At 67.2% G+C, this 21,264-nt stretch carries 18 protein-coding genes; 4 read left to right on the forward strand and 14 right to left on the reverse strand.

Annotated elements, in window-relative coordinates; all coding sequences use genetic code 11:
• Positions 1-27: 27 nt before the first annotated feature.
• The 7 genes from DES45_RS03700 to DES45_RS03730 form a co-directional block, all read right to left on the reverse strand.
• Positions 28-2,592, reverse strand: coding sequence for a sensor histidine kinase (locus DES45_RS03700; RefSeq protein ID WP_114768595.1), 2,565 nt, complete (start codon positions 2,590-2,592; stop codon positions 28-30).
• A gap of 360 nt (positions 2,593-2,952) precedes the next feature.
• Positions 2,953-4,383: an adenosylhomocysteinase gene (gene ahcY, locus DES45_RS03705; protein ID WP_114768596.1), complete on the reverse strand. Its 1,431-nt coding sequence runs from the start codon at positions 4,381-4,383 to the stop codon at positions 2,953-2,955.
• Between the two features lie 101 nt (positions 4,384-4,484).
• Positions 4,485-4,802 carry an HPr family phosphocarrier protein gene (locus tag DES45_RS03710; RefSeq protein WP_114768597.1) on the reverse strand — a complete coding sequence of 106 codons (318 nt, stop codon included), beginning with the start codon at positions 4,800-4,802 and terminating at the stop codon, positions 4,485-4,487.
• A gap of 5 nt (positions 4,803-4,807) precedes the next feature.
• Positions 4,808-5,209 (reverse strand): PTS sugar transporter subunit IIA, encoded by a 402-nt coding sequence (locus DES45_RS03715; RefSeq protein ID WP_114768598.1) that lies wholly within the window; start codon positions 5,207-5,209, stop codon positions 4,808-4,810.
• Positions 5,210-5,297: 88 nt separating this feature from the next.
• The gene (locus tag DES45_RS03720) at positions 5,298-5,753 is read right to left on the reverse strand and encodes an HPr kinase/phosphorylase (protein ID WP_114768599.1); all 456 of its coding nucleotides are present in this window, start codon (positions 5,751-5,753) and stop codon (positions 5,298-5,300) included.
• A 7-nt stretch (positions 5,754-5,760) separates the two neighbouring features.
• The gene (locus DES45_RS03725) at positions 5,761-7,575 is read right to left on the reverse strand and encodes a sensor histidine kinase (RefSeq protein WP_114768600.1); all 1,815 of its coding nucleotides are present in this window, start codon (positions 7,573-7,575) and stop codon (positions 5,761-5,763) included.
• A 26-nt stretch (positions 7,576-7,601) separates the two neighbouring features.
• Positions 7,602-8,300: a response regulator transcription factor gene (locus tag DES45_RS03730; protein WP_114768601.1), complete on the reverse strand. Its 699-nt coding sequence runs from the start codon at positions 8,298-8,300 to the stop codon at positions 7,602-7,604.
• 502 nt (positions 8,301-8,802) lie between these two features.
• Between DES45_RS03730 and DES45_RS03735 the strand changes: the two genes are divergently transcribed.
• Positions 8,803-10,413 (forward strand): phosphoenolpyruvate carboxykinase, encoded by a 1,611-nt coding sequence (locus DES45_RS03735; protein ID WP_114768602.1) that lies wholly within the window; start codon positions 8,803-8,805, stop codon positions 10,411-10,413.
• Positions 10,414-10,480: 67 nt separating this feature from the next.
• On the forward strand, positions 10,481-11,575 hold the full coding sequence (locus tag DES45_RS03740; protein WP_114768603.1) for an NAD(P)/FAD-dependent oxidoreductase: 1,095 nt from the start codon (positions 10,481-10,483) through the stop codon (positions 11,573-11,575).
• 3 nt (positions 11,576-11,578) lie between these two features.
• Here the strand turns inward: DES45_RS03740 and DES45_RS03745 are convergent, their stop codons facing one another.
• Entirely contained in the window at positions 11,579-12,985 is a 1,407-nt protein-coding gene (locus DES45_RS03745; RefSeq protein WP_114768604.1) for a sodium:proton antiporter, read from the reverse strand.
• Between the two features lie 171 nt (positions 12,986-13,156).
• On the opposite strand from DES45_RS03745, the gene DES45_RS03750 reads away from it, so the two are divergent.
• Positions 13,157-13,948 (forward strand): class II glutamine amidotransferase, encoded by a 792-nt coding sequence (locus DES45_RS03750; RefSeq protein ID WP_114768605.1) that lies wholly within the window; start codon positions 13,157-13,159, stop codon positions 13,946-13,948.
• Between the two features lie 4 nt (positions 13,949-13,952).
• On the opposite strand, the gene DES45_RS03755 is transcribed toward DES45_RS03750, so the two are convergent.
• The 5 genes from DES45_RS03755 to DES45_RS03775 form a co-directional block, all read right to left on the reverse strand.
• Positions 13,953-14,240, reverse strand: a complete 288-nt coding sequence (locus tag DES45_RS03755) for a hypothetical protein (RefSeq protein ID WP_114768606.1) — start codon at positions 14,238-14,240, stop codon at positions 13,953-13,955.
• Between the two features lie 154 nt (positions 14,241-14,394).
• Positions 14,395-15,105, reverse strand: a complete 711-nt coding sequence (locus tag DES45_RS03760) for a glutathione S-transferase (RefSeq protein WP_114768607.1) — start codon at positions 15,103-15,105, stop codon at positions 14,395-14,397.
• 41 nt (positions 15,106-15,146) lie between these two features.
• Positions 15,147-15,437, reverse strand: a complete 291-nt coding sequence (locus DES45_RS03765; protein WP_147282339.1) for a hypothetical protein — start codon at positions 15,435-15,437, stop codon at positions 15,147-15,149.
• Between the two features lie 150 nt (positions 15,438-15,587).
• On the reverse strand, positions 15,588-18,629 hold the full coding sequence (gene polA / locus DES45_RS03770; RefSeq protein WP_114768609.1) for a DNA polymerase I: 3,042 nt from the start codon (positions 18,627-18,629) through the stop codon (positions 15,588-15,590).
• Between the two features lie 57 nt (positions 18,630-18,686).
• Positions 18,687-19,268, reverse strand: coding sequence for a hydrolase (locus DES45_RS03775; RefSeq protein ID WP_245429720.1), 582 nt, complete (start codon positions 19,266-19,268; stop codon positions 18,687-18,689).
• 86 nt (positions 19,269-19,354) lie between these two features.
• On the opposite strand from DES45_RS03775, the gene DES45_RS03780 reads away from it, so the two are divergent.
• Positions 19,355-19,975 (forward strand): TetR/AcrR family transcriptional regulator, encoded by a 621-nt coding sequence (locus tag DES45_RS03780; protein ID WP_245429721.1) that lies wholly within the window; start codon positions 19,355-19,357, stop codon positions 19,973-19,975.
• A gap of 13 nt (positions 19,976-19,988) precedes the next feature.
• On the opposite strand, the gene DES45_RS03785 is transcribed toward DES45_RS03780, so the two are convergent.
• Positions 19,989-21,191, reverse strand: a complete 1,203-nt coding sequence (locus DES45_RS03785) for an ROK family protein (protein ID WP_170151369.1) — start codon at positions 21,189-21,191, stop codon at positions 19,989-19,991.
• Between the last annotated feature and the right edge of the window lie 73 nt (positions 21,192-21,264).

Raw genomic sequence — 21,264 nt, forward strand, 5'->3', positions numbered from 1 at the left:
GGGGCAATCCATTCACCATCGCCGATCCTACTCGGCAGCGATCGGTGGTACCGCATTATTCGCCGAACGGCCATCCGAGGGCGATTCCTGCCGGTCGTTCGGGAAGATGCAGGTGACGGTGGTTCCGATTCCAGGCGTGGAGGCGACGTCGATGCGCCCGCCGTGCAGCTCCACGAAGGAGCGCACGATGGAGAGCCCGAGGCCCACGCCCCGGTGGCGGGTGCCGAGGGGATGGCTCTCGAAACGCTCGAAGATGCGCGCCTTGATTTCCGGCGGCATGCCGCGGCCCTGGTCCCTGACCTCGAAGATCACCTCGCCGCCGGTCTTGCGGGCATGGACCGTGATCGTCTGGCCCGGACCCGAGAACCCGACCGCGTTGGACAGGAGGTTGAACAGGATCTGCCGGATGCGCTTGCCGTCCGCCACGAAGGATCCGATGTCGTCGGGGGCGTCGATCACCACGGTGAGCGAGGATTCGCTGAGGCGGTCCTCGAGTCCGCGCATCGCCGCCTCGATGGTCGAGCGGATGTCGACGATCTCGGGGATGAGCTCCAGCGAGCCCGTGTCGATGGACGCGAGATCGAGAATGTCGTTGAGGATCGCCAGCAGCGACTTCGACGAGCGTTCGATGTGGTCCGCGTAGTCGCGCTGGCGCGGGTTGAGCGGGCCCGCGGTCTCGTCGCTGAGGAGATGCGTGAAACCGATGATGGTGGTGAGCGGCGAGCGCAGCTCGTAGGACACGTGGTGTACGAACTCGTCGCGCAGCCGCGAGGCGCGTTCGAGCGCCTCGTTGCGCTCGGTGAGCGCGCGCTCGACGCTCACGCTCGCCGTGACGTCGATGAAGGTGAGCAGCGTCGCGCCGTCCGGCAGGGGCTGGGCCGTACAGTCGAGCGCCGAGCCGTCGAGCCGCTCCATGCGGCAGAACAGGCCCATGCGCATGTCCGCGAGGCCCGCGACCGCGCCGCGGATCTCGATCCAGGGCTCCTCCTGCGGGGCGAGCACCCGGCAGGCCTTGATGACCGCGTCGATGTGCGGATGCTCCGCCGGCATGTCGCCCGGGAGGTTCCACATTTCCGCGAAGGCGCGGTTGTGCAGCTTGAGCCGCCCGTCCGAGCCGAACACCGCGACGCCTTCCTTCAGGGTGTCGAGGGTCTCGCTCTGGACGCGGGTGAGGGCGTTGACTTGGCTCTCCAGCTGGAAGCGCTCGCTCACGTCGTCGAAGAGATAGGTCACGCCCCCTTGCGGGTTCGGGTTGATGACCACGCGCAGGGTGCGGCGATCGGGCAGGTGCCACCAGATCTCCTGCGGCTCGACCGAGCGATAGCCGGACAGGAAATCCGCCTTCCAGGCGCGGAAATCCGCCTGCTCGGGCAGCTTGCGGGCGGCGCGGAGCCGGTCGAGCACCTCGCTGTCGAGCGGGCGCGAGGCCAGGAAGGCGGAGTCGAGGCCCCAGAGCTGCTGATAGGCGGCGTTGCTGAAGATCAGGTGTTGCGAGCCGTCGAAGATCGCGACCGCCGTCGGCAGCTGGTCGAGGGTGCGCACATGGGCGGCCATCTGCCGCTGGAGGTCGGTGCGCACGGCCTCGAGCTCGGACACGTCCACGGCGATGCCCGCGCTGCCGCCCGCGGTCGGGCGCTCGACCACGTCGAGCACGGAGCGCTGGCCCGCCATGACGGTGGTGACGCGGGCCGCGAAGGTGGCGCCGGCCTGGCGCTGGCGGCCGGATTCCTCGCGGGTCTGCCGGTCGAGCAGCTCGAGGGAGCGGTCTGTCGCGTCGTCGATGCTCCCCGCCTCGACGGCCTTCAGATAGGCCTGGTTCGCCCAGATGAGCCGGTCCTCGTCATCGCGGATCCAAAGCGGATAGGCGACCGCGTCGAGCAGCGTCGTCATCGAGCGCAGGTCGTTGCGGGCGGCCAGCAGGTCGGTTCGCGCCACCAGAAGCTCGGCCCGGTCGCCGGTGATGTCGCGCAGGCGCAGGATCGCCCGGCCGCCGATGGTGCGCCCCTCCACGTCGATGAAGCGGCCGCTCAGGGTGCGGGCGGTCAGGCGGAAGCTCTCGCCGCGCTGCTTGAGCTGCTCCAGCGCGCCGTCGACGGCGGCGGCGTCGCTCGGGGCGAGCCAGGCCCCGAAGGCCAGCGCGCGCTTCGCCGTCGAGCCCTCGGACACAATGGACGGATCGCCCTGGAAGCGCGGCTCCCCGTCCCGGCCCTGCCAGCTAATGAGGAGCTGGCGCTCCGAGCCCATCAGAAGGGTCGCGAGGTCGTCGGCGCCGCGCAGGCCCGCGATCTCCGCCCGCAAGGCCTCTTCCATGCGGGCCGAGCGCCGCTGCTCCCGCAGCAGCATCAGGGCGGTGGTGGTCGAGAAGGCTACGAGCCCCAGGAAGAGCCCGATGGAGCCGGCATTGTGCAGGTCGAGCCTGTGGAGGCCCAGAATGTCGGTCGCCTGTTGGGCGAAAGGAATCTCGGCCGCGAGGGCCGGCCCGGAGACGCCGGTCAGGAGCGCGACGGAAAGCGGCGTGCGCAGCGCGGCGACGAGGTCCTGCGTCAGGCCCTTCCGGCGCTCGTGTGGCTCCCCTTCTTTCCGCCCGGCCATGCCGCGCTGTCCTTCCCAATTGTTTTACGGCCCCGGCGAGGGGCCAAAATTATCCTGACTGCGGCGCGGCTTCCGACCCCGCAGGTGATCTCTCAGACGCATGAACGGAACTGCCGGCACGGCTCCCGGGAGCCTCGCGTAGCCGGACGATTCGCGTTCACAATAGACCAGTGCCGAGTCAGCCAGAAAGGGGGTTAAGGTCCGCTTAAGGTTCCTTTGGAGAAGGTGTGGACAATTGGCCACTCCCCTTGCGTAACCCTCTTTTTACGAGTCGCGAGGCGCCGATTCGTCGATGCCCGGGACATGAAAAAAGCCCGGCGGAGCCGGGCTTTTCGCGGGTTCGGCGGGAGGCCGAAAGCCTCAGTAGCGGTAGTGGTCGGGCTTGAACGGGCCCTTGTCGGACACGCCGATATACTCCGCCTGCTCCTTGGAGAGCTTGGTCAGCTTCACGCCGATCTTCTCGAGGTGCAGCGACGCGACCTTCTCGTCCAGGTGCTTGGGCAGGGTGTAGACCTTGCGCTCGTACTTGCCGGCATTCGTCCAGAGCTCGATCTGGGCGAGGGTCTGGTTGGTGAACGAGGCCGACATCACGAAGGACGGGTGGCCCATGGCGTTGCCGAGGTTCACGAGGCGGCCTTCCGACAGCAGGATGATGCGGTGGCCGTCGGGGAACTCGATCTCGTCCACCTGCGGCTTAATGTTGTTCCACTTGAGGTTCTTCAGGCCCGCGACCTGGATCTCGTTGTCGAAGTGGCCGATGTTGCAGACGATCGCCCGGTCCTTCATGGCGCGCATGTGGTCGAGGGTGATCACGTCCTTGTTGCCGGTGGCGGTGACGAAGATGTCGGCGCGGGGAGCCGCGTCCTCCATGGTCGTGACCTCGTAGCCTTCCATGGCGGCCTGGAGTGCGCAGATCGGGTCGACCTCAGACACGAGCACGCGGCAGCCGGCCTGGCGGAGCGAGGCGGCCGAGCCCTTGCCCACGTCGCCGAAGCCGGCGACCATGGCGACCTTGCCGGCCATCATCACGTCCGTGCCGCGGCGGATGCCGTCGACCAGGGACTCGCGGCAGCCGTAGAGGTTGTCGAACTTCGACTTGGTGACCGAGTCGTTGACGTTGATGGCCGGGAACAGGAGCTTGCCCTCCTTGGCCATGATGTAGAGGCGGTGGACTCCCGTGGTGGTCTCCTCGGAGACGCCGCGGATCGAGGCGGCGAGCTCGGCGAACCAGCCCTTCGGCTTCTCCTTCAGGAGGCGCTTGATGAGGGCGAACAGGACCTCTTCCTCTTCCGCGCCCGGCTTGTCGAGGAAGGCCACGTCGCCCTGCTCGGCGCGCAGGCCGAGATGGACCAGCATGGTGGCGTCGCCGCCGTCGTCGAGGATCATGTTCGGAACGCCGCCGCCATGCCAGTCGAACAGCTTGGCGGTGTAGTCCCAGTATTCCGTGAGGGTCTCGCCCTTATAGGCGAAGACCGGGATGCCGGCGGCCGCGATGGCGGCGGCGGCGTGGTCCTGGGTTGAGTAGATGTTGCAGGACACCCAGCGGATGTCGGCGCCGAGCGCCTTGAGGGTCTCGATCAGGACCGCCGTCTGGATGGTCATGTGGAGCGAGCCGGCGATGCGGGCGCCCTTCAGGGGCTGCTTCGGGCCGTATTCCTCGCGCACCGCCATGAGGCCCGGCATCTCGGTCTCGGCAATGGAGATCTCCTTACGGCCGAACTCGGCGAGGCCGATGTCCTTGACGATGTAGTCGTTCGCGGGCGTCGCGCTCTTCAAAGCGGCTTGGCTCATGATGTGTCTCTCGCAATCTCTCTTGGGATTGGCGCTGTCTCTACCAGAGACCCGCACGAGAGGCAATCAAGATATAAAGATGTCTTTATATGTCGTCCGGACTACTCGTCCTCGCCGAACCGGTTGGCCAGGAGGTCGTCGATGGCCTGGAGGCAGTCCGCCGCGTCCGGGCCCTTGGCCGTGACCGTGATCGAGGTGCCCTGGGCGGCCGCCAGGGTCAGAAGCCCCATGATCGAGCGGCCGCCGACGGTCTCGCCGCAGCGGGTCACCGTCACGTCGGAGTCGAAGCGCTCCACGGTCTGGACGAACTTGGCCGACGCGCGGGCGTGAAGGCCCCGGCGGTTGATGATCCGGATCTCGCGGGCCTGGGCGCCGTCGGGAATGGTCACGGGAGGGCAGTCGTCGTCGGCGCGGTCCATGGAGTCTACTTTCCCGACAGGACGCGCGAGGCGACGTTGATGTATTTCCGGCCCGCCTCCTGGGCGTGGGACACCGCGTCGGCCAGGGACTCCTCGTCCCGGACGCTGGCGAGCTTGATCAGCATGGGCAGGTTGATGCCTGCCACGACCTCGACCGATTTCCCGTTCATGCAGGAAAGGGCAAGGTTCGAAGGAGTGCCCCCGAACATGTCCGTCAGAACCACGACCCCGTGGCCCGAGTTGACCCGGCAGACGGCGTCCATGATGTCCTTGCGCCGCGTCTCCATGTCGTCGTCAGGGCCGATCGTGATCGTTTCGAGCTGCTCTTGAGGTCCCACGACATGCTCCAGCGCGGCCTTGAATTCCGTCGCGAGCTGCCCGTGGGTGACGAGCACCATTCCTATCATAATGTTTCAGGTCCGAACGCTCCGGGAGCGGAGCCGCTATTTTGTGCACTGCGAAGCCAAGCGCAAGAGCATTGAGACGAAAAGTTCATCACAGTGTCACGACCGTGTCGCAAACACCACTCAGGCGGGCGATGGCAATGTCGGCGGAGCTTGCACCGGCCCGCCCGCAAAGGCGAGGGACCATGACGCCGCAGAGTTCCACCCGCCCGTCCCGGTCCCCGGGATAGCGCTCCGGGTCCTCCGACAGGTCGATGACGAGCCGCACCACTGCCGCAGGTTCGAAGGGGCTCCGGACGATGCCGACGCCGCGCACCTCGAGGCAGCCGGACAGGGGCTCGACTGGGCTCGCGACGAGGCGTCCGTGCTGCGCGGCCAAGCGGGTCCGGTCGTCGCTGACCAGACGGCAGAAGCGCCCGGTGCGCCCGGCGCGAAACAGGATCTCCCGCACGAGGGAGGATTTGCCGGCGCCGGACGGTCCCCGGATCAGGAGGCCGGCTTCGCCAACCACCACGCAGGAGGCATGGATCGTCTCGGGGCCGGTCAAGGGGCGCTCATCCCTTCTGGCCGTTCTTGGGCCCGGCCTTCTGGTTCACCACCGGCAGGCGGATGATGAAGCGGGCGCCGAGCCGGCGCGGCTCGCCGGTCTCGTCCGGGGGGCCGAGCTGGTTCTCGGCCCGGATCGTGCCGCGGTGGGCCTCCACGATCTGGCGCGAGATCGACAGTCCGAGACCCGAGTTCTGGCCAAAGCCCTGTTCCGGACGGTCGGTGTAGAAGCGCTCGAAGATGCGGTCGAGGGCGTGCGGCTCGATGCCGGGGCCGTTGTCCTCCACCAGGACCTCCACGTCGGACTTGCGCCGCCGCAAGGTCGCCCGCACCGGCTGGTCCGGGGGCGAGAAGGAGCGGGCGTTGTCGATGAGATTGTTGAACACCTGGCTCAGGCGGCTGTCGTGGCCGAGGACCAGGAAGGCGTCCCGGCCGCGCGGGTTCTGCTCGACCTTCAGGCTGATGGCGGGATCGCCCTCGCGCCGGCGCTCGTTGGCGACGGACACCACCGCGTCCAGGAGGCGGGCCATGTCGACGGGCTCCGCATCGGCGCGGGCGAGCTCCGCGTCGAGGCGCGAGGCGTCCGAGATGTCGCTGATCAGGCGGTCGAGGCGCTTCACGTCGTGCTGGATGATCGACATGAGGCGCTTCTGGGAGTCCTCGCTGCGGGCGAGCGGCAGGGTCTCGACCGCGCTGCGCAGGGACGTGAGGGGGTTCTTCAACTCGTGCGCCACGTCGGCCGCGAAGCTTTCGATGGCGTCGATGCGGTTGTAGAGCGCCTTCGTCATGTCGCGGAGCGCGCCCGACAGGTGGCCGATCTCGTCGGCCCGGGCCGTGAAGTCCGGGATCTCCTGGCGGGACTTGGTTCCCCAGCGCACCCGCTCCGCCGCTTCCGCCAGCCGCCGAACCGGGCCCGCGATGGCGCCGGCGAGGAACAGCGACAGGACGATCATCACCACGGCCGCCACCAGGAAGACCTGGAGCAGGGCGAAGCGCTCGGACGCGATGATCGCGTCGATGTCGCCTTCCTGGGTCGAGAGCAGCAGCACGCCCTGCACGGTGCGGAAGCGCTGGATCGGTACCGCCACGGACACGATGGTCTCGCCGCGGGCGTTCACGCGCACCACGCTCGCCTGCTGGCCGCCATAGGCCTGTTGCACCTCCGACAGGGACTTGCCGTTTGCCGGGCCGGGCTCGTCGAGAACCGGGCGCTTGGTGCGCCGGAACATCTTGCGGACGCTGTTCCAGGTCCGCTCCATGACGCTCGTGGTGTCCTCGACATTCGCCACGGGCGGCAGGTCGAGGCGCAGGATGTCGCCGCGGGAATAGAAGCTGCGGGAATCGAGCAGGAGCAGCCCTTCCCGGTCGAAGATGCGGGCGCGGGTGCGGGTCGGCGTCACGAGGCGGCGCAGCAGGGGCGCGACCCGTTCCGGGTTGATGGAGAATTCGAGGGAGGACAGGTTCTCGTCGTTGAAGCGCTCGGTCTCGCCGAGCTGCATCTGCAGGAGCTTGTCCGGATCGATCGCGATGGTGTTGGTGTCGACCGTGGCCGAGCTTGCGATGGCGCCTGCGATGATCTCGCCCTGGATCAGGAGGCTCTGCACCCGGGCCTCGATCAGGCCCTCGCGGAACTGGTTGAGGTAGAGGAAGCCGACCAGGAGCGCCACGAGTCCGGCGAGGTTGAGCACGACGATCCGTCGCGTCAGGCTCGACGACGCGCGCTGCACGAGCAGCCGGCCGGCCTGCCGAAGCTGCGCCAGGACTCCACGGGGGGCCGGCGCGTCCTCCGCCGCCGCCTCGGCGTGGATGGGGTCAGCCTTCATGCCAGTCATTCATGACGCCTCGGGCGTCAGGCTTCCTTGAAGCGATAGCCGACGCCGTAGAGCGTCTCGATCATTTCGAAGTTCTGGTCAACCATCTTGAACTTCTTGCGTAGGCGCTTGATGTGGCTGTCGATGGTGCGGTCGTCCACGTAGACCTGGTCGTCATAGGCCGCGTCCATCAGGGCGTTGCGGCTCTTCACGACGCCGGGCCGGGTGGCGAGCGCCTGCAGGATCAGGAACTCGGTGACGGTCAGGGTCACCGGCTCGCCCTTCCAGGTGCAGGCATGGCGCTCGGGATCCATCTTGAGCTGGCCGCGCTCCAGGGCCTTCGCGTCGGCCTCGCGCGGGACCGTCTGGTCCTTCGGGGCGAAACGGCGCAGAACGGCCTTCACGCGCTCGACCAGGAGCCGCTGCGAGAAGGGTTTGCGGATGAAGTCGTCGGCGCCCATCTTGAGGCCGAAGAGCTCGTCGATCTCCTCGTCCTTCGAGGTCAGGAAGATCACCGGCAGGTCCGACTTCTGCCGCAGGCGGCGCAGGAGCTCCATTCCGTCCATGCGCGGCATCTTGATGTCGAAGATCGCAAGATCCGGCGGGGCATGCTTCAGGCCGTCCAGGGCGGAGGCGCCGTCCGTGTAGGTCTGAATGCGATAGCCTTCCGCCTCCAGGGCGATGGAGACGGATGTCAGGATATTGCGATCGTCATCGACAAGGGCGATCGTTGGCATGAACTCTTCCTTGTTTAACGCGAATGGCCGTTATCGGACTTGTTGGTCGGCTTCCGGTCTGACAACGCCGGAGGCATCAAAACGTGCCCAACTGCGCCTTTCTGATGGCATAAATAAGGTTGCCCCGTGGGGACTGCCAGGGGCCCTGTTACTTGTCCCATGGCTAAGGCGTCGTGCCCCAACCGGAGATGAACGCTCCGGGCGGCGCCGCGGCCCCATAGGTCTGGTCCGGGATGACGTTCCGCAACCATGGCGGCGTGCGGCAAAAAACCAGCCGTTTTCGCCGGAAACCGGCGCATAAGGCTGGAAAACGGCCTAGCCTGAAGCAAAATAGAATGCGATGGAACGCCCTCAGTTGACGGTGACGTCGGCTGACCCCACCATCGCCTCTAAGGCGGCTGGGCTCGATGGGTCGGGCGACGCCGCTTGAACAAGAACAATGTAGTGCCATTTTCAGGCGGTCACAGGCCGCCCATTGGCTGGCGATCAGGAGAAGTCTTCCGTGGAAACTATCGGCGTCTTCAACAGCGCGCATGGGGCCGAGACCTTCGGCCTTCGCAATCTCAAACGGGTCTACTGGAATCTCGAGGCGCCCTCCCTCTACGAGCAGTCCCTGATCCGCGGCGAGACCAAGCTGATCCAGGGCGGTGCGCTGCTGGCCGAGACGGGCGTCCATACCGGCCGCTCCCCCAAGGACAAGTTCGTCGTGCGCGATGCCGCTACGGAAGGGGCGGTCTGGTGGGAGAACAACGGCTCGATCACCCCCGAGCAGTTCGAGACGCTCCTGCAGGACTTCCTGGATCACGCCAAGGGTAAGGACCTCTTCGCGCAGGACCTCTACGGCGGCGCCGAGCCGGCCTACCGGGTCAAGACCCGCGTCTTCACGGAATATGCCTGGCATTCCCTCTTCATCCGCAACCTCCTCATCCGCCCCGATCGGGGCGACCTGAAGGACTTCGTTCCGGAGCTGACCATCATCGACCTGCCGTCCTTCAAGGCCGATCCGGCCCGTCACGGCTGCCGCTCCGAGACGGTCATCGCCATGGACCTGACGCGCAAGATCGTGCTGATCGGCGGCACGTCCTACGCGGGCGAGATGAAGAAGTCGGTCTTCACCTATCTCAACTTCGCCCTGCCGTCCGAGCACGTCATGCCCATGCACTGCTCGGCCAATGTGGGCTCGTCCAACGACGTGGCCCTGTTCTTCGGCCTCTCGGGCACCGGCAAGACCACGCTCTCGGCCGATCCGAACCGCATCCTGCTCGGCGACGACGAGCATGGCTGGGGTCCGAACGGCGTCTTCAACTTCGAGGGCGGCTGCTACGCCAAGACCATCCGCCTGTCCCGCGAGGCGGAGCCCGAGATCTACGCCACCACGGAGCGCTTCGGCACGGTGCTGGAGAACGTGATGGTCGACCCGATCACCCGCATCCCGGACTTCGACGACGCCTCGCGCACCGAGAACACGCGCTGCGCCTACCCGCTCGACTTCATCCCGAATGCGAGCACCACGGGCCGCGCCGGCATCCCGAAGAACATCGTCATGCTGACCTGCGACGCCTTCGGCGTGCTGCCTCCCATCGCGAAGCTCACGCCGGCCGAGGCCATGTACCACTTCCTGTCCGGCTACACCGCGAAGGTGGCCGGAACCGAGAAGGGCGTGAAGGATCCGGAGGCGACCTTCTCCACCTGCTTCGGGGCGCCCTTCATGCCGCGCCATCCGTCGGTCTACGGCAACCTGCTGCGCGACCTCATCGCCAAGCACCACGTGGATTGCTGGCTCGTGAACACCGGCTGGACCGGCGGCAAGTACGGCGTCGGCCGGCGCATGCCGATCCGCGTCACGCGCCGCCTGGTGACGGCGGCCCTCGACGGGTCGCTGTCCCGCGCCGATTTCCGCCGCGATCCCTATTTCGGCTTCGCGGTGCCGACCTCGGTGCCGGGCGTCGAGCCGCACATCCTGTACCCGGTGAAGACTTGGCAGGACAAGGCGGAGTTCGCCCAGACGGCCAAGCGCCTCGTCGACATGTTCAAGGAGAACTTCAAGCGCTTCGAGCAGCATGTGGACGCCGACGTGCGTGCCGCTGCGCCGCAGACGTCGATTGCGGCCTGACATCCGGCTTGATCTGTCCTAACAAGCGGCGGCCTTCGGGCCGCCGTTTTTCGTTCGGGTGTCAGCCATGGATGTTCTCGTCGTCGGAGCCGGTGTCGTCGGATTGGCCGTTGCGCGCGCGCTCGCCCGGCGCGGCCATGCGGTCGTGGTGGCCGAGGCGACCGGCGGCATCGGCAACGGCGTGTCCTCGCGCAACAGCGAGGTGATCCACGCCGGGATGTATTACCCCACCGGCTCCTTGCGCGCCCGCCACTGCGTGAACGGACGGCGCCTGCTCTACGCTTTCTGCGAAAGCCATGGGGTGCCACACGCCAAGTGCGGCAAGCTGATCGTGGCGACCAACGAAATGGAGCAGGCCAAGATCGAGGGCATCTACGAGCAGGGCATCGTCAACGGCGTGGAGGGATTGCGTTTCCTGAGTGCCGCTGAAGCCGTGGCGCTCGAGCCCAATCTCTCCTGCACCGGCGCGGTGCTCTCGCGCGAGACCGGCATCATCGACAGCCATTCCCTCATGCTCGCCCTTCAGGGCGACCTCGAGGATGCAGGCGGCATGATTGCCTTCGGCACGCCCGTCGAGCGGATCACCCGGACGCAGGCCGGCTGGGAGGTACGGATCGGGGGCGCGGAGCCCGACACGCTCGCCTTCGACGCGGTCGTCAATGCGGCGGGCCTCGGTGCGCAGCCGCTTGCGCGCGCGACGGAGGGCTATCCGCAGGGACGGGTGCCGCCCCTCGTGCTCGCCAAGGGCAATTACTTCGGCTGCCTCGGCAGGCCCGCCTTCTCGCGCCTGATCTATCCGGCACCGGTCGACGGTGGCCTCGGCACCCACGTCACACTCGACCTCAACGGACGCATGCGCTTCGGCCCCGACGTGGAATGGATCGACCGGGAGGCCTACGAGGTCGATCCGGCAAGGGCCGAGAGCTTCTACGCCTCCATCCGCCGCTACTGGCCGGGGCTGCCGGACGGGGCGCTGGTGCCCGATTATTCCGGCATCCGTCCCAAGCTCACCGGCCCCGGCGAGAAGGCCGCCGACTTCATGATCGACGGACCGGCCGAGCATGGGATCTCGGGCCTCGTGCAGCTCTTCGGTATCGAGAGCCCGGGTCTCACCTCGTGCCTGTCGCTCGCCGAGGACGTGGCCGAGAGGGTGGGGGCTTGAGCCTCACCCCCTGAAGAACAGCAGCGTCAGCAGCAGGAAGGTCGGGAGCAGGATGAGGCCCGACCAGACCAGATAGCCGAAGAAGCTCGGCATCTTCACGCCGCCCTGGCGGGCGATGGCGTAGACCATGAAGTTCGGGGCGTTGCCGATATAGGAGTTGGCCCCCATGAACACCGCGCCGGCCGAGACCGCCGCGAGCGTCAGGGCCATGTCGGTCATCAGGTGCTGGGGATCGCCGCCCGCGAGCTCGAAGAACACCAGGTAGGTCGGGGCGTTGTCGAGGAACGAGGACAGGCCGCCGGTGAGCCAGAAATAGGCCGCATTATTGGGGCTGCCGTCCGGGTTCGACACCAGGGCCACGAGGGGCGCGAAGACGCCCTCGCTGCCGGCCTTCAGCATGGCGAGCACCGGGATGATGGTGATGAAGATGCCGGCGAAGAGCTTCGCCACTTCCTCGATCGGACCCCAGTTGAACCCGTTCTCCTCGCGGTTCTCCTTGGGCGTCAGCGCCAGGGACACGATGGTGACCCCCACCATGATGGCGTCGCGCAGCGCATTGGCGAGCTCGACCTCGGTGCCGAGCACGGTGACGCGCCCGAGATCGACGGTGGCGCTCATCAGGATGGCCCCGATGATGACGAAGATCAGCAGGAAGTTGATGCCGCCCGTGATCCGCACCGGCTTATCGGGGGTCGGGTCGGGTTTGATGCGGCCTTCCTTGCGGTAGAGATAGGCGTCGAAGGCGAAGAACACGGCGAGCAGCAGAACGCTGGCGAACAGCGTCTCGGGCAGGAGATGCGTTGTCGTCCAGAAGAAGTCGACGCCGCGCAGGAAGCCGAGGAAGAGCGGCGGGTCGCCGAGCGGCGTGAGCGAGCCGCCGATGTTGGACACCAGGAAGATGAAGAACACGATCACGTGCACGTTGTGCCGGCGGTCGTCGTTGGCGCGCATCACGGGACGGATCATCACCATCGAGGCGCCCGTGGTGCCGATGAAGCTCGCCAGCACCGTGCCGATGGCGAGCAGCACCGTGTTGGTCACCGGCGCCCCGTGGATGTTGCCGCGCACGAGGATGCCGCCCGCCACCGTGAACAGGGCAAGCAGCAGCAGGATGAACGGGATGTATTCGAGCAGGGCCGTGTGGGCGAGGGCGCCGAGCGCCGTCGAGGGTCCCAGGATCAGTGCCATCGGCAGGAGCACGAGCACCCCCCAAAGGGCCGCGATCTTGCCGTGATGATGCTCCCAGACATGAGGCGCGACGAGGGGAAACAGGGCGATCGACAGGAGGATTCCCGCAAAGGGCAGGGCCCAGGCGAAGCCGAGGGTTCGTCCGTCCAGCTCCGCGGCGGATGCGGCTTCGGGCATCAGGAGCAGGATGGCGCCGAGCGCCAGGCCGAGTGCGCGATACATGTCTTGGAACCCCCCAGCGTCGGATCGATCCGATTGGCTCTTTTCAGCAAGCTTTAGGGCCGCAAGCCCGAGGCCGCAACCGCCCGTTCGTTAACCGGCTGTTCACCATGAGCGAAAGATCATACAACAAGGTTTCATGAGGGCGCCCGAGACGCCCGGGGGTGACAGCCGATGTGCCGCTTTCTTGCCTATCGGGGTGAGCCGATCTTCCTCGCCGACCACGTCTGCGCGCCGGCCCATTCCCTGGTTCACCAGTCGCTCCATGCGGTCGAGGCCAAGACGGGCACCAACGGCGACGGCTTCGGCATCGGTTGGTACGGCGAGCGCCCCGAACCCGGTGTCTACCGGGAGGTGCGCCCCGCCTGGTCGGACGAGAACCTGAGGAGCCTCTGCGAGCAGGTGCGCTCGGGCCTGTTCTTCGCCCATGTGCGCGCCTCCACCGGCACCTCGACCACGAGGGCCAACTGCCATCCCTTCGCCCACGGGCGGCATCTCTTCATGCACAACGGGCAGATCGGCGGCTACGGGCGCATCAAGCGCCGTCTCGAGGCGCTGATCCCGGACGAGCTCTACGACAAGCGCCTCGGCACCACCGATTCCGAAGCCCTCTTCCTGGCGGCCCTCGCGAACGGCCTTGAGGACAAGCCCGTCGCCGCCATGGCCCGCACCCTCAAGCAGGTGCGCGGCATGATGGGCGACGCCGGCATCGAGGAGCCCCTGCGGTTCACGGCGGCCGTCACCGACGGCGAGAGCCTCTGGGCCTATCGCTGGGCCTGCGACGGCAAGCCCCCGACCCTCTACTACCGCGAGGAGCAGGACGGGCTGCTGGTGGTGTCGGAGCCGATCGACGGCAAGGACCGCGGCTGGCGCGAGGTGCCCAAGGGCTGCACCCTCGTGGCGCGTCCCGACGGCAGCGTCGACGTGCAGTGCCTCAACGAGGCGATGAGCCGCGTGGCGGCCTGAACCCTCAAGCGTTCAGGTGGCGGACGGGTTGCTCGGACAGAAGGGGCAGAAGAGCGCCCTTGAGCGCCTTCATCTGCTGCATGGTCTCGTCGCGGGCGAGTTCCGCGTCGGGGGAGAGCTGGGCGCGCAGCCGCGCGACCTCGGCCGAGAGCCGGTCGTTCTCGGCCAAAAGGATCGCGACCTTCTCCTCGGCGATGCGGGCCCGCGCCAGGGCGTCGTTGCGCTCCTGCTCCCGGATCTGCACCCGGTCGCGCCAGAGGCGGGTCGCAACGGTTTCCGTATCATCACTCATGGTCGGCTCCTGGCGCAGTCATTGCGGCGAATCGTCGGTCCCGGCGAACGCATGATGCCGCAGCCTTCGTGGCGCCATCATGGTGCGGAACGTCCGGCCTCGGCCGCGCCAGAGTAGCCGGCCGTCCTTAAATGATCGTTGCTGGACGACGCCCTCAGCCGTCGAGCTCCGGATAGCGGCGGAAGATGCCGTCCTCGTTGAAGGGAATCCGGCGCGAGCTCTTGAGATAGGCCCTGATCCGGGGCCGCTCGGCGACGGCCTTGTGCAGGGCGGCGACCCGGGGCGCGTCGCCGAGCGCCCGCTCCATGGCCTTGGGGAATGCGTAGGACAGGCCCTCGACGACCTGGAACAGGGACAGGTCCACATAGGTCAGGGACGGACCGACGAGATGCCCATCGCCGGCCGGGTTGCGCGCCAGGATGCCCTCGAACCAGGCGAGGAATTTCGGGATGCGGCTCTTGCGGAAGTCCTCCGCCCGGCGCCGCGCCTCGCCCTTCTGGTCCTCGTAGTAGAGGTTCACGCCCACCGGGTGGTGCGTGTCGTGCGCCTCCGCCACGAGATCGGACAGGGTGAGCTGGATCTGCTGCGTCCACAGGCCCCCGGCCGGGTCCCGTGGGGCCAGGTGATGCCGCGCTCCGAGATAGAGCAGGATCGCGGCCGTCTGGCCGATGATCACGTCCCCGTCCTTGAGGAAGGGCGGCGCGAAGGGCGGATGCTCCGCCTGCTCCATCAGGCGCATCATGGCCGCCATGCCGTCCGGCCCGCGGGCCACATCGACGTAATGGGCGCCGGCCTCCTCCAGCACCAGCCTCACGAACTCGCCGCGTCCCTGGATCATAGGCCAGTAGTAGAGTTCGTAAGCCATGTGCGGTCCTCGCGATCTGCCTGAGAAGCCTTTGAGGCGAACTATGACGGATCGTTGAGCATCAACGATTTCAGAGTCAGCGCCAGCAGAAGTAGGGCCTGAATCTGCAAAATCATCCCGATCCGTCCGCCGGAGGATGACGGACGCACGGCGACGAACACGCTGAGCCCGAGAGCCAGGAGCCCTGCGCTTAAGTTGAGTGAGGCCCCGATGATCGCATTCCGGCGCGAATGATTGGCCCAGTCATCCGCAAACGGCCCCTCCCACCCGATCGGCAGACACCAGCCGTCGAGATCTGCCGGGGTCGCACATGCCGGCGCGCGCAGGGCCATGTCCATGTCATGGATGAAGAACAGGACCAGAAGAGTGCAGGGGAGAAGGACGAGGAAATAGCGCACAGGAAGGCGGAATGCATTGATCGCAGCACATTCTGCCTTCCCGGCTCAGAAAACAATCTGGTCTCGTAACGTCAACAAATACCTTTAATGCGCCTCGTCCCAGTTCTGCGCCGCGCGCGCTTCCACCGCGAGCGGGACCTTCAGGGACACAGCCGGGAATGGGGCCTCGGTCATCACGCGGGAGATCACCGGCAGGGTCGCGTCGATCTCGTCGTCGGGCGCCTCGAAGACCAGCTCGTCGTGCACCTGCAGCAGCATGCGGGCGGAGAGGCGCTCGGCCTGGAGGGCATCCTCCATGCGCACCATGGCGCGGCGGATGATGTCGGCGGCGGTGCCCTGGATCGGGGCGTTGATGGCCTGGCGCTCCACGCCCGCGCGTTCCGACGGATTGCCCGACTTGATCTGCGGGTAGTGGCAGACGCGGCCGAACAGGGTCGTCACGTAGCCCTTGTCGCGGCAGAACTTCTTGGTCTCGTCGATATAGGTGCGGATGCCCGGGAAGCGCTCGAAATACTGCTTGATGAAGGCCGCGGCCTCGGTGTTCGGAATCCCGAGGCGCACCGCGAGGCCGAAGGCCGAGATGCCGTAGATGATGCCGAAATTGATGGTCTTGGCCTGGCGGCGCAGGTCCGGGGTCATCTGGTCGAGGGGCACCCCGAACATGGCCGACGCGGTCGCCGCGTGAATGTCCTGGCCCTTGGCGAAGGCTTCCTGCAATTGCGGGATGTCGGCGATGTGGGCCAGCAGCCGCAGCTCGATCTGGCTGTAGTCGGCCGAGATGATCTTGTGTCCCTCCGGCGCGATGAAGGCCTGCCGGATCTTGCGGCCGGCTTCCGTGCGGATCGGGATGTTCTGCAGGTTCGGGTCCGACGAGGACAGGCGCCCCGTCGTGGTGGCCGCGAGCGAGAACGAGGTGTGCACCCGCTTGGTGTCCGGATGCATGTGCTCCTGCAGGGTGTCCGTGTAGGTCGACTTCAGTTTCGAGAGCTGGCGCCATTCGAGGATCTTCGCGGGCAGCTCGTGGCCCGCCTGGGCGAGCTCGTCGAGGAGCGTCGCGGGCGTCGCCCACTGGCCGGAAGGCGTCTTCTTCGCGCCCGGCAGGCCCATCTTGCCGAACAGGATGTCGCCGATCTGCTTCGGGGACCCGAGGGCGAATTTCTCGCCCGCCATCTCGTGGATCTCGTCCTCGAGCCGGGCCAGCGTCTGGGCGAAGTCGCCTGAGAGGCGGCTCAGGATCTGCCGGTCGACCAGGATGCCGCGCATCTCCATGCGGGCGATCACGTCGACGAGCGGCCGCTCGAGCGTCTCGTAGACGGCGGTGCGGTGCTCGGAGGTGAGCCGGGGCTTCAGCAGCTGCCACAGGCGCAAGGTCACGTCCGCGTCCTCGGCCGCGTAAGCCGTCGCCTTCGCGATCTCGACCTTGTCGAAGCTCACCTTGTTGCGGCCGGTCCCGGCCACGTCCGTGAAGCTGATCGGCGCGTGGCCGAGATGGCGGCGCGAGAGCTCGTCCATCCCGTGCGAGCCCTTGCCGGCATCGAGCACGTAGGAGATCAGCATCGTGTCGTCGATGGGACGGACGTCGATGTTGTGGCGCTTGAAGACGACCCAGTCGTATTTCAGGTTCTGGCCGATCTTGAGGACGGATGGGTCCTCCAGCATCGGCCGGATGGCGTCGAGGGCGTCGGTGACCGGGATCTGGCCCGGCACGAGACCGCCCCCGAAGAGGTCCGAATCGCCCCGGTGCTGCAGCGGCACGTAGCAGGCGCGGCCCGGCGCGAGGGCAAGCGAGAAGCCGACGAGATCCGCAAGGTTCGCGTCGAGGGCGCTCGTCTCCGTGTCGACGGCGACGTAACCCTGCTGGCGGGCTTCCGCCACCCATTCCTTCAGGCGGGCGAGATCCGTCACGGTCTCGTAGGCCTGCACGTCGATCCCCTGCGAGGAGGCCTCCGTGGCGCGCTTGGCGGCGAGCTGCGACGGCGTGCCGAGGCCCTCCACCGTCCTGCGCTTGGCGGGCTCCGGCAGGTCGAGGCCGGCGAAGGGATCGACCTCGCCCGTGGCGGCAGCAGCGGCCTCGAACGGGACCTCCTCCTCGACGGGAGCGGGACCGCCGAGCCGCTCCCAGCGGATCGCCTCGCCGCCCGGCATCAGGCGCGGATCAGGCTCGACGGCCGTAGGGTCGGCGTCGTAGAGCTCCGCCACCCGGCGGGTGAGGGTGTTGAACTCCATCGCCTTCAGGAAGCCGATCAGGGTCTTCGGGTCGGGCTCCGGCAGGCGCAGGTCGTCGAGCGGCACGGGGAGCGGCGCGTCGCAGTCGAGGGTCACGAGCTTCTTGGACAGCCGGGCCGATTCGGCGTTGTTGATCAGGGTCTCGCGGCGCTTGGGCTGCTTGATCTCGGGCGCGCGCTCCAGGAGCGTTTCGAGATCGCCGTATTCCTTGATGAGCTGCGCGGCGGTCTTCAGCCCGATGCCGGGCACGCCCGGCACGTTGTCCGACGTGTCGCCCATCAGGGCCAGCACGTCGCCGATCTTCGAAGGCGGGATGCCCTCCCAGCGCTCCGTGACGGCGGCCTCGTCGAGGTTGCGCTCGGGCCGGTAGCCCGGCTTGCCCTTAGAGCCCGATTCGAAGTCGTAGAAGCACACATGCGGCCCGACGAGCTGCATCAGGTCCTTGTCGGACGAGACGATGAGCACATCCGCGCCGCGCTGGGCCGCCTGGACCGCGTAAGTTGCGATGAGGTCGTCGGCCTCGTAGCGCTCCTTCTCCACCGGCTCCAGGCCGAAGGCGCGGATCGCCTCGCGCATGATCGGCATCTGGACCTTCAGGTCGTCGGGCGCGTCCGGGCGATGGCCCTTGTAGTCCTCATACAGCTCCTTGCGGAACGAGCCCTCCGACTTGTCGAGAACGATGGCGAGATGCGTCGGCATGAAGCCCGCCGCGCCGTCGCGGACGAACTGCAGCAGCTTGGACACGAACAGGCGCACCGCGCCGGTCGGCATCCCGTCGGAGATCCGGGAATTGTACTTCGAATCCTGGTTCATGGACTGGAAGTAGGCCCGGTAGATGAAGGAGGAGCCGTCGACGAGGAAGACGTGGTCGCCGGCTTGGACGGGACGGGAGGAAGCCATGGGTCTCGATCGTGAGAGAACGTTCCCGCAACAGATAGTGTTTTTGGAGGCCGATGGCTATGCCTCCAGGGCCGCAATGATCTCGGCTGTGGATCTCACCCGCGAGACTCGGGGCAAGGTGTTTCTGATGGCGAATTGGTGAAGCTCGGCGCTGAGGCTGCTCGATGCATCCTCGGCAATGATGGTGTGGTAGTTCTGTTGCCAGGCATCGCGTGCAGTCGACTCGACGCCGAAATTCGTCATCAGGCCTCCGATCACCAGATGGCTGACGCCGCGCCGCCGCAGCTGCAGGTCGAGCTCTGTGCCATGAAAGGCGCTCCACTGCCGCTTGGTGATCAGCACGTCGGGTCTCACGAGGCCGAGTTCGGCCGGGAACTCGGTCCAGTCGGCAGGCAGACCGCCGGGCGGAAGGACCATGGGCGTATCGGTGAGGCCACCGGGCTTGTCGGCATAGCCGTCCGAGAAAGCGACCCGGACGAGGACGACGGTGGCTCCCGTCTGCGAGAACCGGCTCGCCAACCGGGCGCTGTTCGCAATGACGGTCGCTGGCTCGTGCGGACCTGCCGCCGCGGCGAGGGTCCCCTTCTGCACGTCGATCAGAACGAGGGCGGTGGTGCGGGGATCGAGCTTCAGCATCATGAGGCTTTCCGGTATCGGAGGGAGGATAGCGTCGAACGGGACGGGCGATTACATGAGGGTATCCTCATGTTTGGAGTTATATGAGGATGTCCTCACAAAAAGCAAGCGAAAAGGATAATGCCGCGATCCGTACGCCTCAAAGACGGCGTGGGCGCGAGCGGGTGGCGGCCCTCCTCAAAGCCGGAGAGGAGATCTTCGCCGAAAAGGGCTTCGACGCCGCGACCATGACGGAAATCGCGGCGCGCGCGGGGGCGTCCATCGGGTCGCTGTATCAGTTCTTCCCGACCAAGGAGCTGCTCGCGGATGCGCTTCAGACGGCCGATGGCGAGGCTCTTTATGGGATGCTCGAAGCTCTGGGCCAAACATCGGAACAGATGACGCCGGCCGAGCTCCTGGACCGCCTGTTCCAGGACCTGTCCGCCTTCCTCCTTTCTCATCCGGCCTTCGTTCTCCTGGTAGATCGTCCGGCCGCCGACAAGGCGCAGAAGTCCGACCGGCGGAACCGCATGCGTGGCCAGATCGCGAGGCTCCTGTCCCAGACGAAGCCGCCGCTGTCACAGGAGCGGGCCGATGTGCTGGCGGTCATCATCCTGCACCTCATGAGGGTTGCGGCGGCGGTGAGCGGCGAGGCGGATCTGCCTGTTCGCGATGCGGTCCTGCAGGACCTGCGAGCCATGCTCATGCGCCAGGTCAACGAGCCCCGATAGGACGGCGGCAGCTCTAGGCTGCCTTCAGGCGCGCCAGATCGAAATCGAGCTCCCGCAGCGCCTGCATGACCACGCCCTCCGTCAGGAGGTCCATGGACGATTCCACCACCTGGATGGCGGCGAGCGCCCTCAGCTCGGGAATCGTCTGCGTTTCGAGCGCCGCCTCGAAGGAGGGGCGCAGCAGGTCCATGGCCCGGGTGCCGGGGCCGCAAATCACCACGTGGTCGGGTTCAAGGGTCTGGATCAGGATGCCGACCGCGTCGCCCAAGACCTCGCCGGCCTCGCGGAACAGGTTGGCGAGGGCGGCGTCGCCGGAGCGCGCCTGCGCGACGATGTCGGTCATGGCGTCCTCGCCGGGGAGGAGGACGGTCGGGGCCGGACGGTGGTCGATGAGCTGCGCGTCCCGGTAGAGGGCGTAGTCGGCGAGATACGCCTCGATGCAGCCGCGCCCGCCGCAGCGGCATTGCGGTCCGCTCCGGCGCAGGCGCACATGGCCGAACTCGCTGCCGCCGAACCGCGCCCCGCGATAGAGCTCGCCCTGGATCAGGAAGCCCAAGCCCACGCCGTCGCCGACCATGAGGCAGGCCGTGCGCCCGGACCGGAGCTCGGGGTCGCGCTGCGCGATCGCGAAGGCCATGGCGCTGGCGTCGTTCTCGATCGACACCGGAAGGCCGAGCCGCTGGTTCAGGCCCGACGCGAGGGGCAGGTCGCGCACGCCCAGGACCGGGCTCCACGCCACCACCCCGTCGCGGGTGTCCACGTAGCCCTGGCAGGCCAGGCCGACGGCCTTGACGTCCGGGTGGCCCGTGTCGCGCGCGAAGGCCGTGATCGTCTCCGCCAGCACGTCCATCAGCTCCCCGGCTTCGAGACTGCGAAGCGGGCGCTCGATGCGGCGGCTGGCGCGGTTGCGGCCCGCGCTGTCCACGAGCCGCAGCTCGATCCGGTTGAACCCGGTCCAGACGCCGATGACGCAGCCGAGGGTATCGGCGAAGAACAGGCGCACCTTCGGCCGGCCTCGCAGCAGGCCGGAGCCCGCCTCGCCGCTGTCCTCCGTGACCAGGATGCCCTCGTCCACCAGGCTCGCCGTGAGATCGGAGACGCTGGCCGGGCTCATGCCGAGCTGCTGGCCGAGCTCGACCCGGGCCATGGGACCCTCGCGGCGCAGGGTGTCGAGCAGACGACGCCTGGCAGCTTCGCGAGGAGTGAGGGGGTTCATGACCATGGCCTTTTATTTATTCGTCAGATGAATAAAACAACTGCCAGCTTCGTGGGTATACGACCAACGGGTG

The sequence above is a fragment of the Microvirga subterranea genome (genome assembly GCF_003350535.1).
Lineage (GTDB): Bacteria > Pseudomonadota > Alphaproteobacteria > Rhizobiales > Beijerinckiaceae > Microvirga > Microvirga subterranea.

What these genes read in the sequence shown, in the direction of transcription:
- DES45_RS03730 (WP_114768601.1), bottom strand. Translation starts at nt 8,300, where the DNA reads ATGCCAACGATCGCCCTTGTCGATGACGATCGCAATATCCTGACATCC.
- DES45_RS03765 (WP_147282339.1), bottom strand. Translation starts at nt 15,437, where the DNA reads ATGGCCCTGCGCGCGCCGGCATGTGCGACCCCGGCAGATCTCGACGGC.
- DES45_RS03755 (WP_114768606.1), bottom strand. Translation starts at nt 14,240, where the DNA reads ATGAGTGATGATACGGAAACCGTTGCGACCCGCCTCTGGCGCGACCGG.
- DES45_RS03740 (WP_114768603.1), top strand. Translation starts at nt 10,481, where the DNA reads ATGGATGTTCTCGTCGTCGGAGCCGGTGTCGTCGGATTGGCCGTTGCG.
- DES45_RS03750 (WP_114768605.1), top strand. Translation starts at nt 13,157, where the DNA reads ATGTGCCGCTTTCTTGCCTATCGGGGTGAGCCGATCTTCCTCGCCGAC.
- DES45_RS03710 (WP_114768597.1), bottom strand. Translation starts at nt 4,802, where the DNA reads ATGGACCGCGCCGACGACGACTGCCCTCCCGTGACCATTCCCGACGGC.
- DES45_RS03700 (WP_114768595.1), bottom strand. Translation starts at nt 2,592, where the DNA reads ATGGCCGGGCGGAAAGAAGGGGAGCCACACGAGCGCCGGAAGGGCCTG.
- DES45_RS03760 (WP_114768607.1), bottom strand. Translation starts at nt 15,105, where the DNA reads ATGGCTTACGAACTCTACTACTGGCCTATGATCCAGGGACGCGGCGAG.
- ahcY (WP_114768596.1), bottom strand. Translation starts at nt 4,383, where the DNA reads ATGAGCCAAGCCGCTTTGAAGAGCGCGACGCCCGCGAACGACTACATC.
- DES45_RS03785 (WP_170151369.1), bottom strand. Translation starts at nt 21,191, where the DNA reads ATGAACCCCCTCACTCCTCGCGAAGCTGCCAGGCGTCGTCTGCTCGAC.
- polA (WP_114768609.1), bottom strand. Translation starts at nt 18,629, where the DNA reads ATGGCTTCCTCCCGTCCCGTCCAAGCCGGCGACCACGTCTTCCTCGTC.
- DES45_RS03725 (WP_114768600.1), bottom strand. Translation starts at nt 7,575, where the DNA reads ATGAAGGCTGACCCCATCCACGCCGAGGCGGCGGCGGAGGACGCGCCG.
- DES45_RS03745 (WP_114768604.1), bottom strand. Translation starts at nt 12,985, where the DNA reads ATGTATCGCGCACTCGGCCTGGCGCTCGGCGCCATCCTGCTCCTGATG.
- DES45_RS03775 (WP_245429720.1), bottom strand. Translation starts at nt 19,268, where the DNA reads ATGATGCTGAAGCTCGATCCCCGCACCACCGCCCTCGTTCTGATCGAC.
- DES45_RS03780 (WP_245429721.1), top strand. Translation starts at nt 19,355, where the DNA reads ATGTCCTCACAAAAAGCAAGCGAAAAGGATAATGCCGCGATCCGTACG.
- DES45_RS03715 (WP_114768598.1), bottom strand. Translation starts at nt 5,209, where the DNA reads ATGATAGGAATGGTGCTCGTCACCCACGGGCAGCTCGCGACGGAATTC.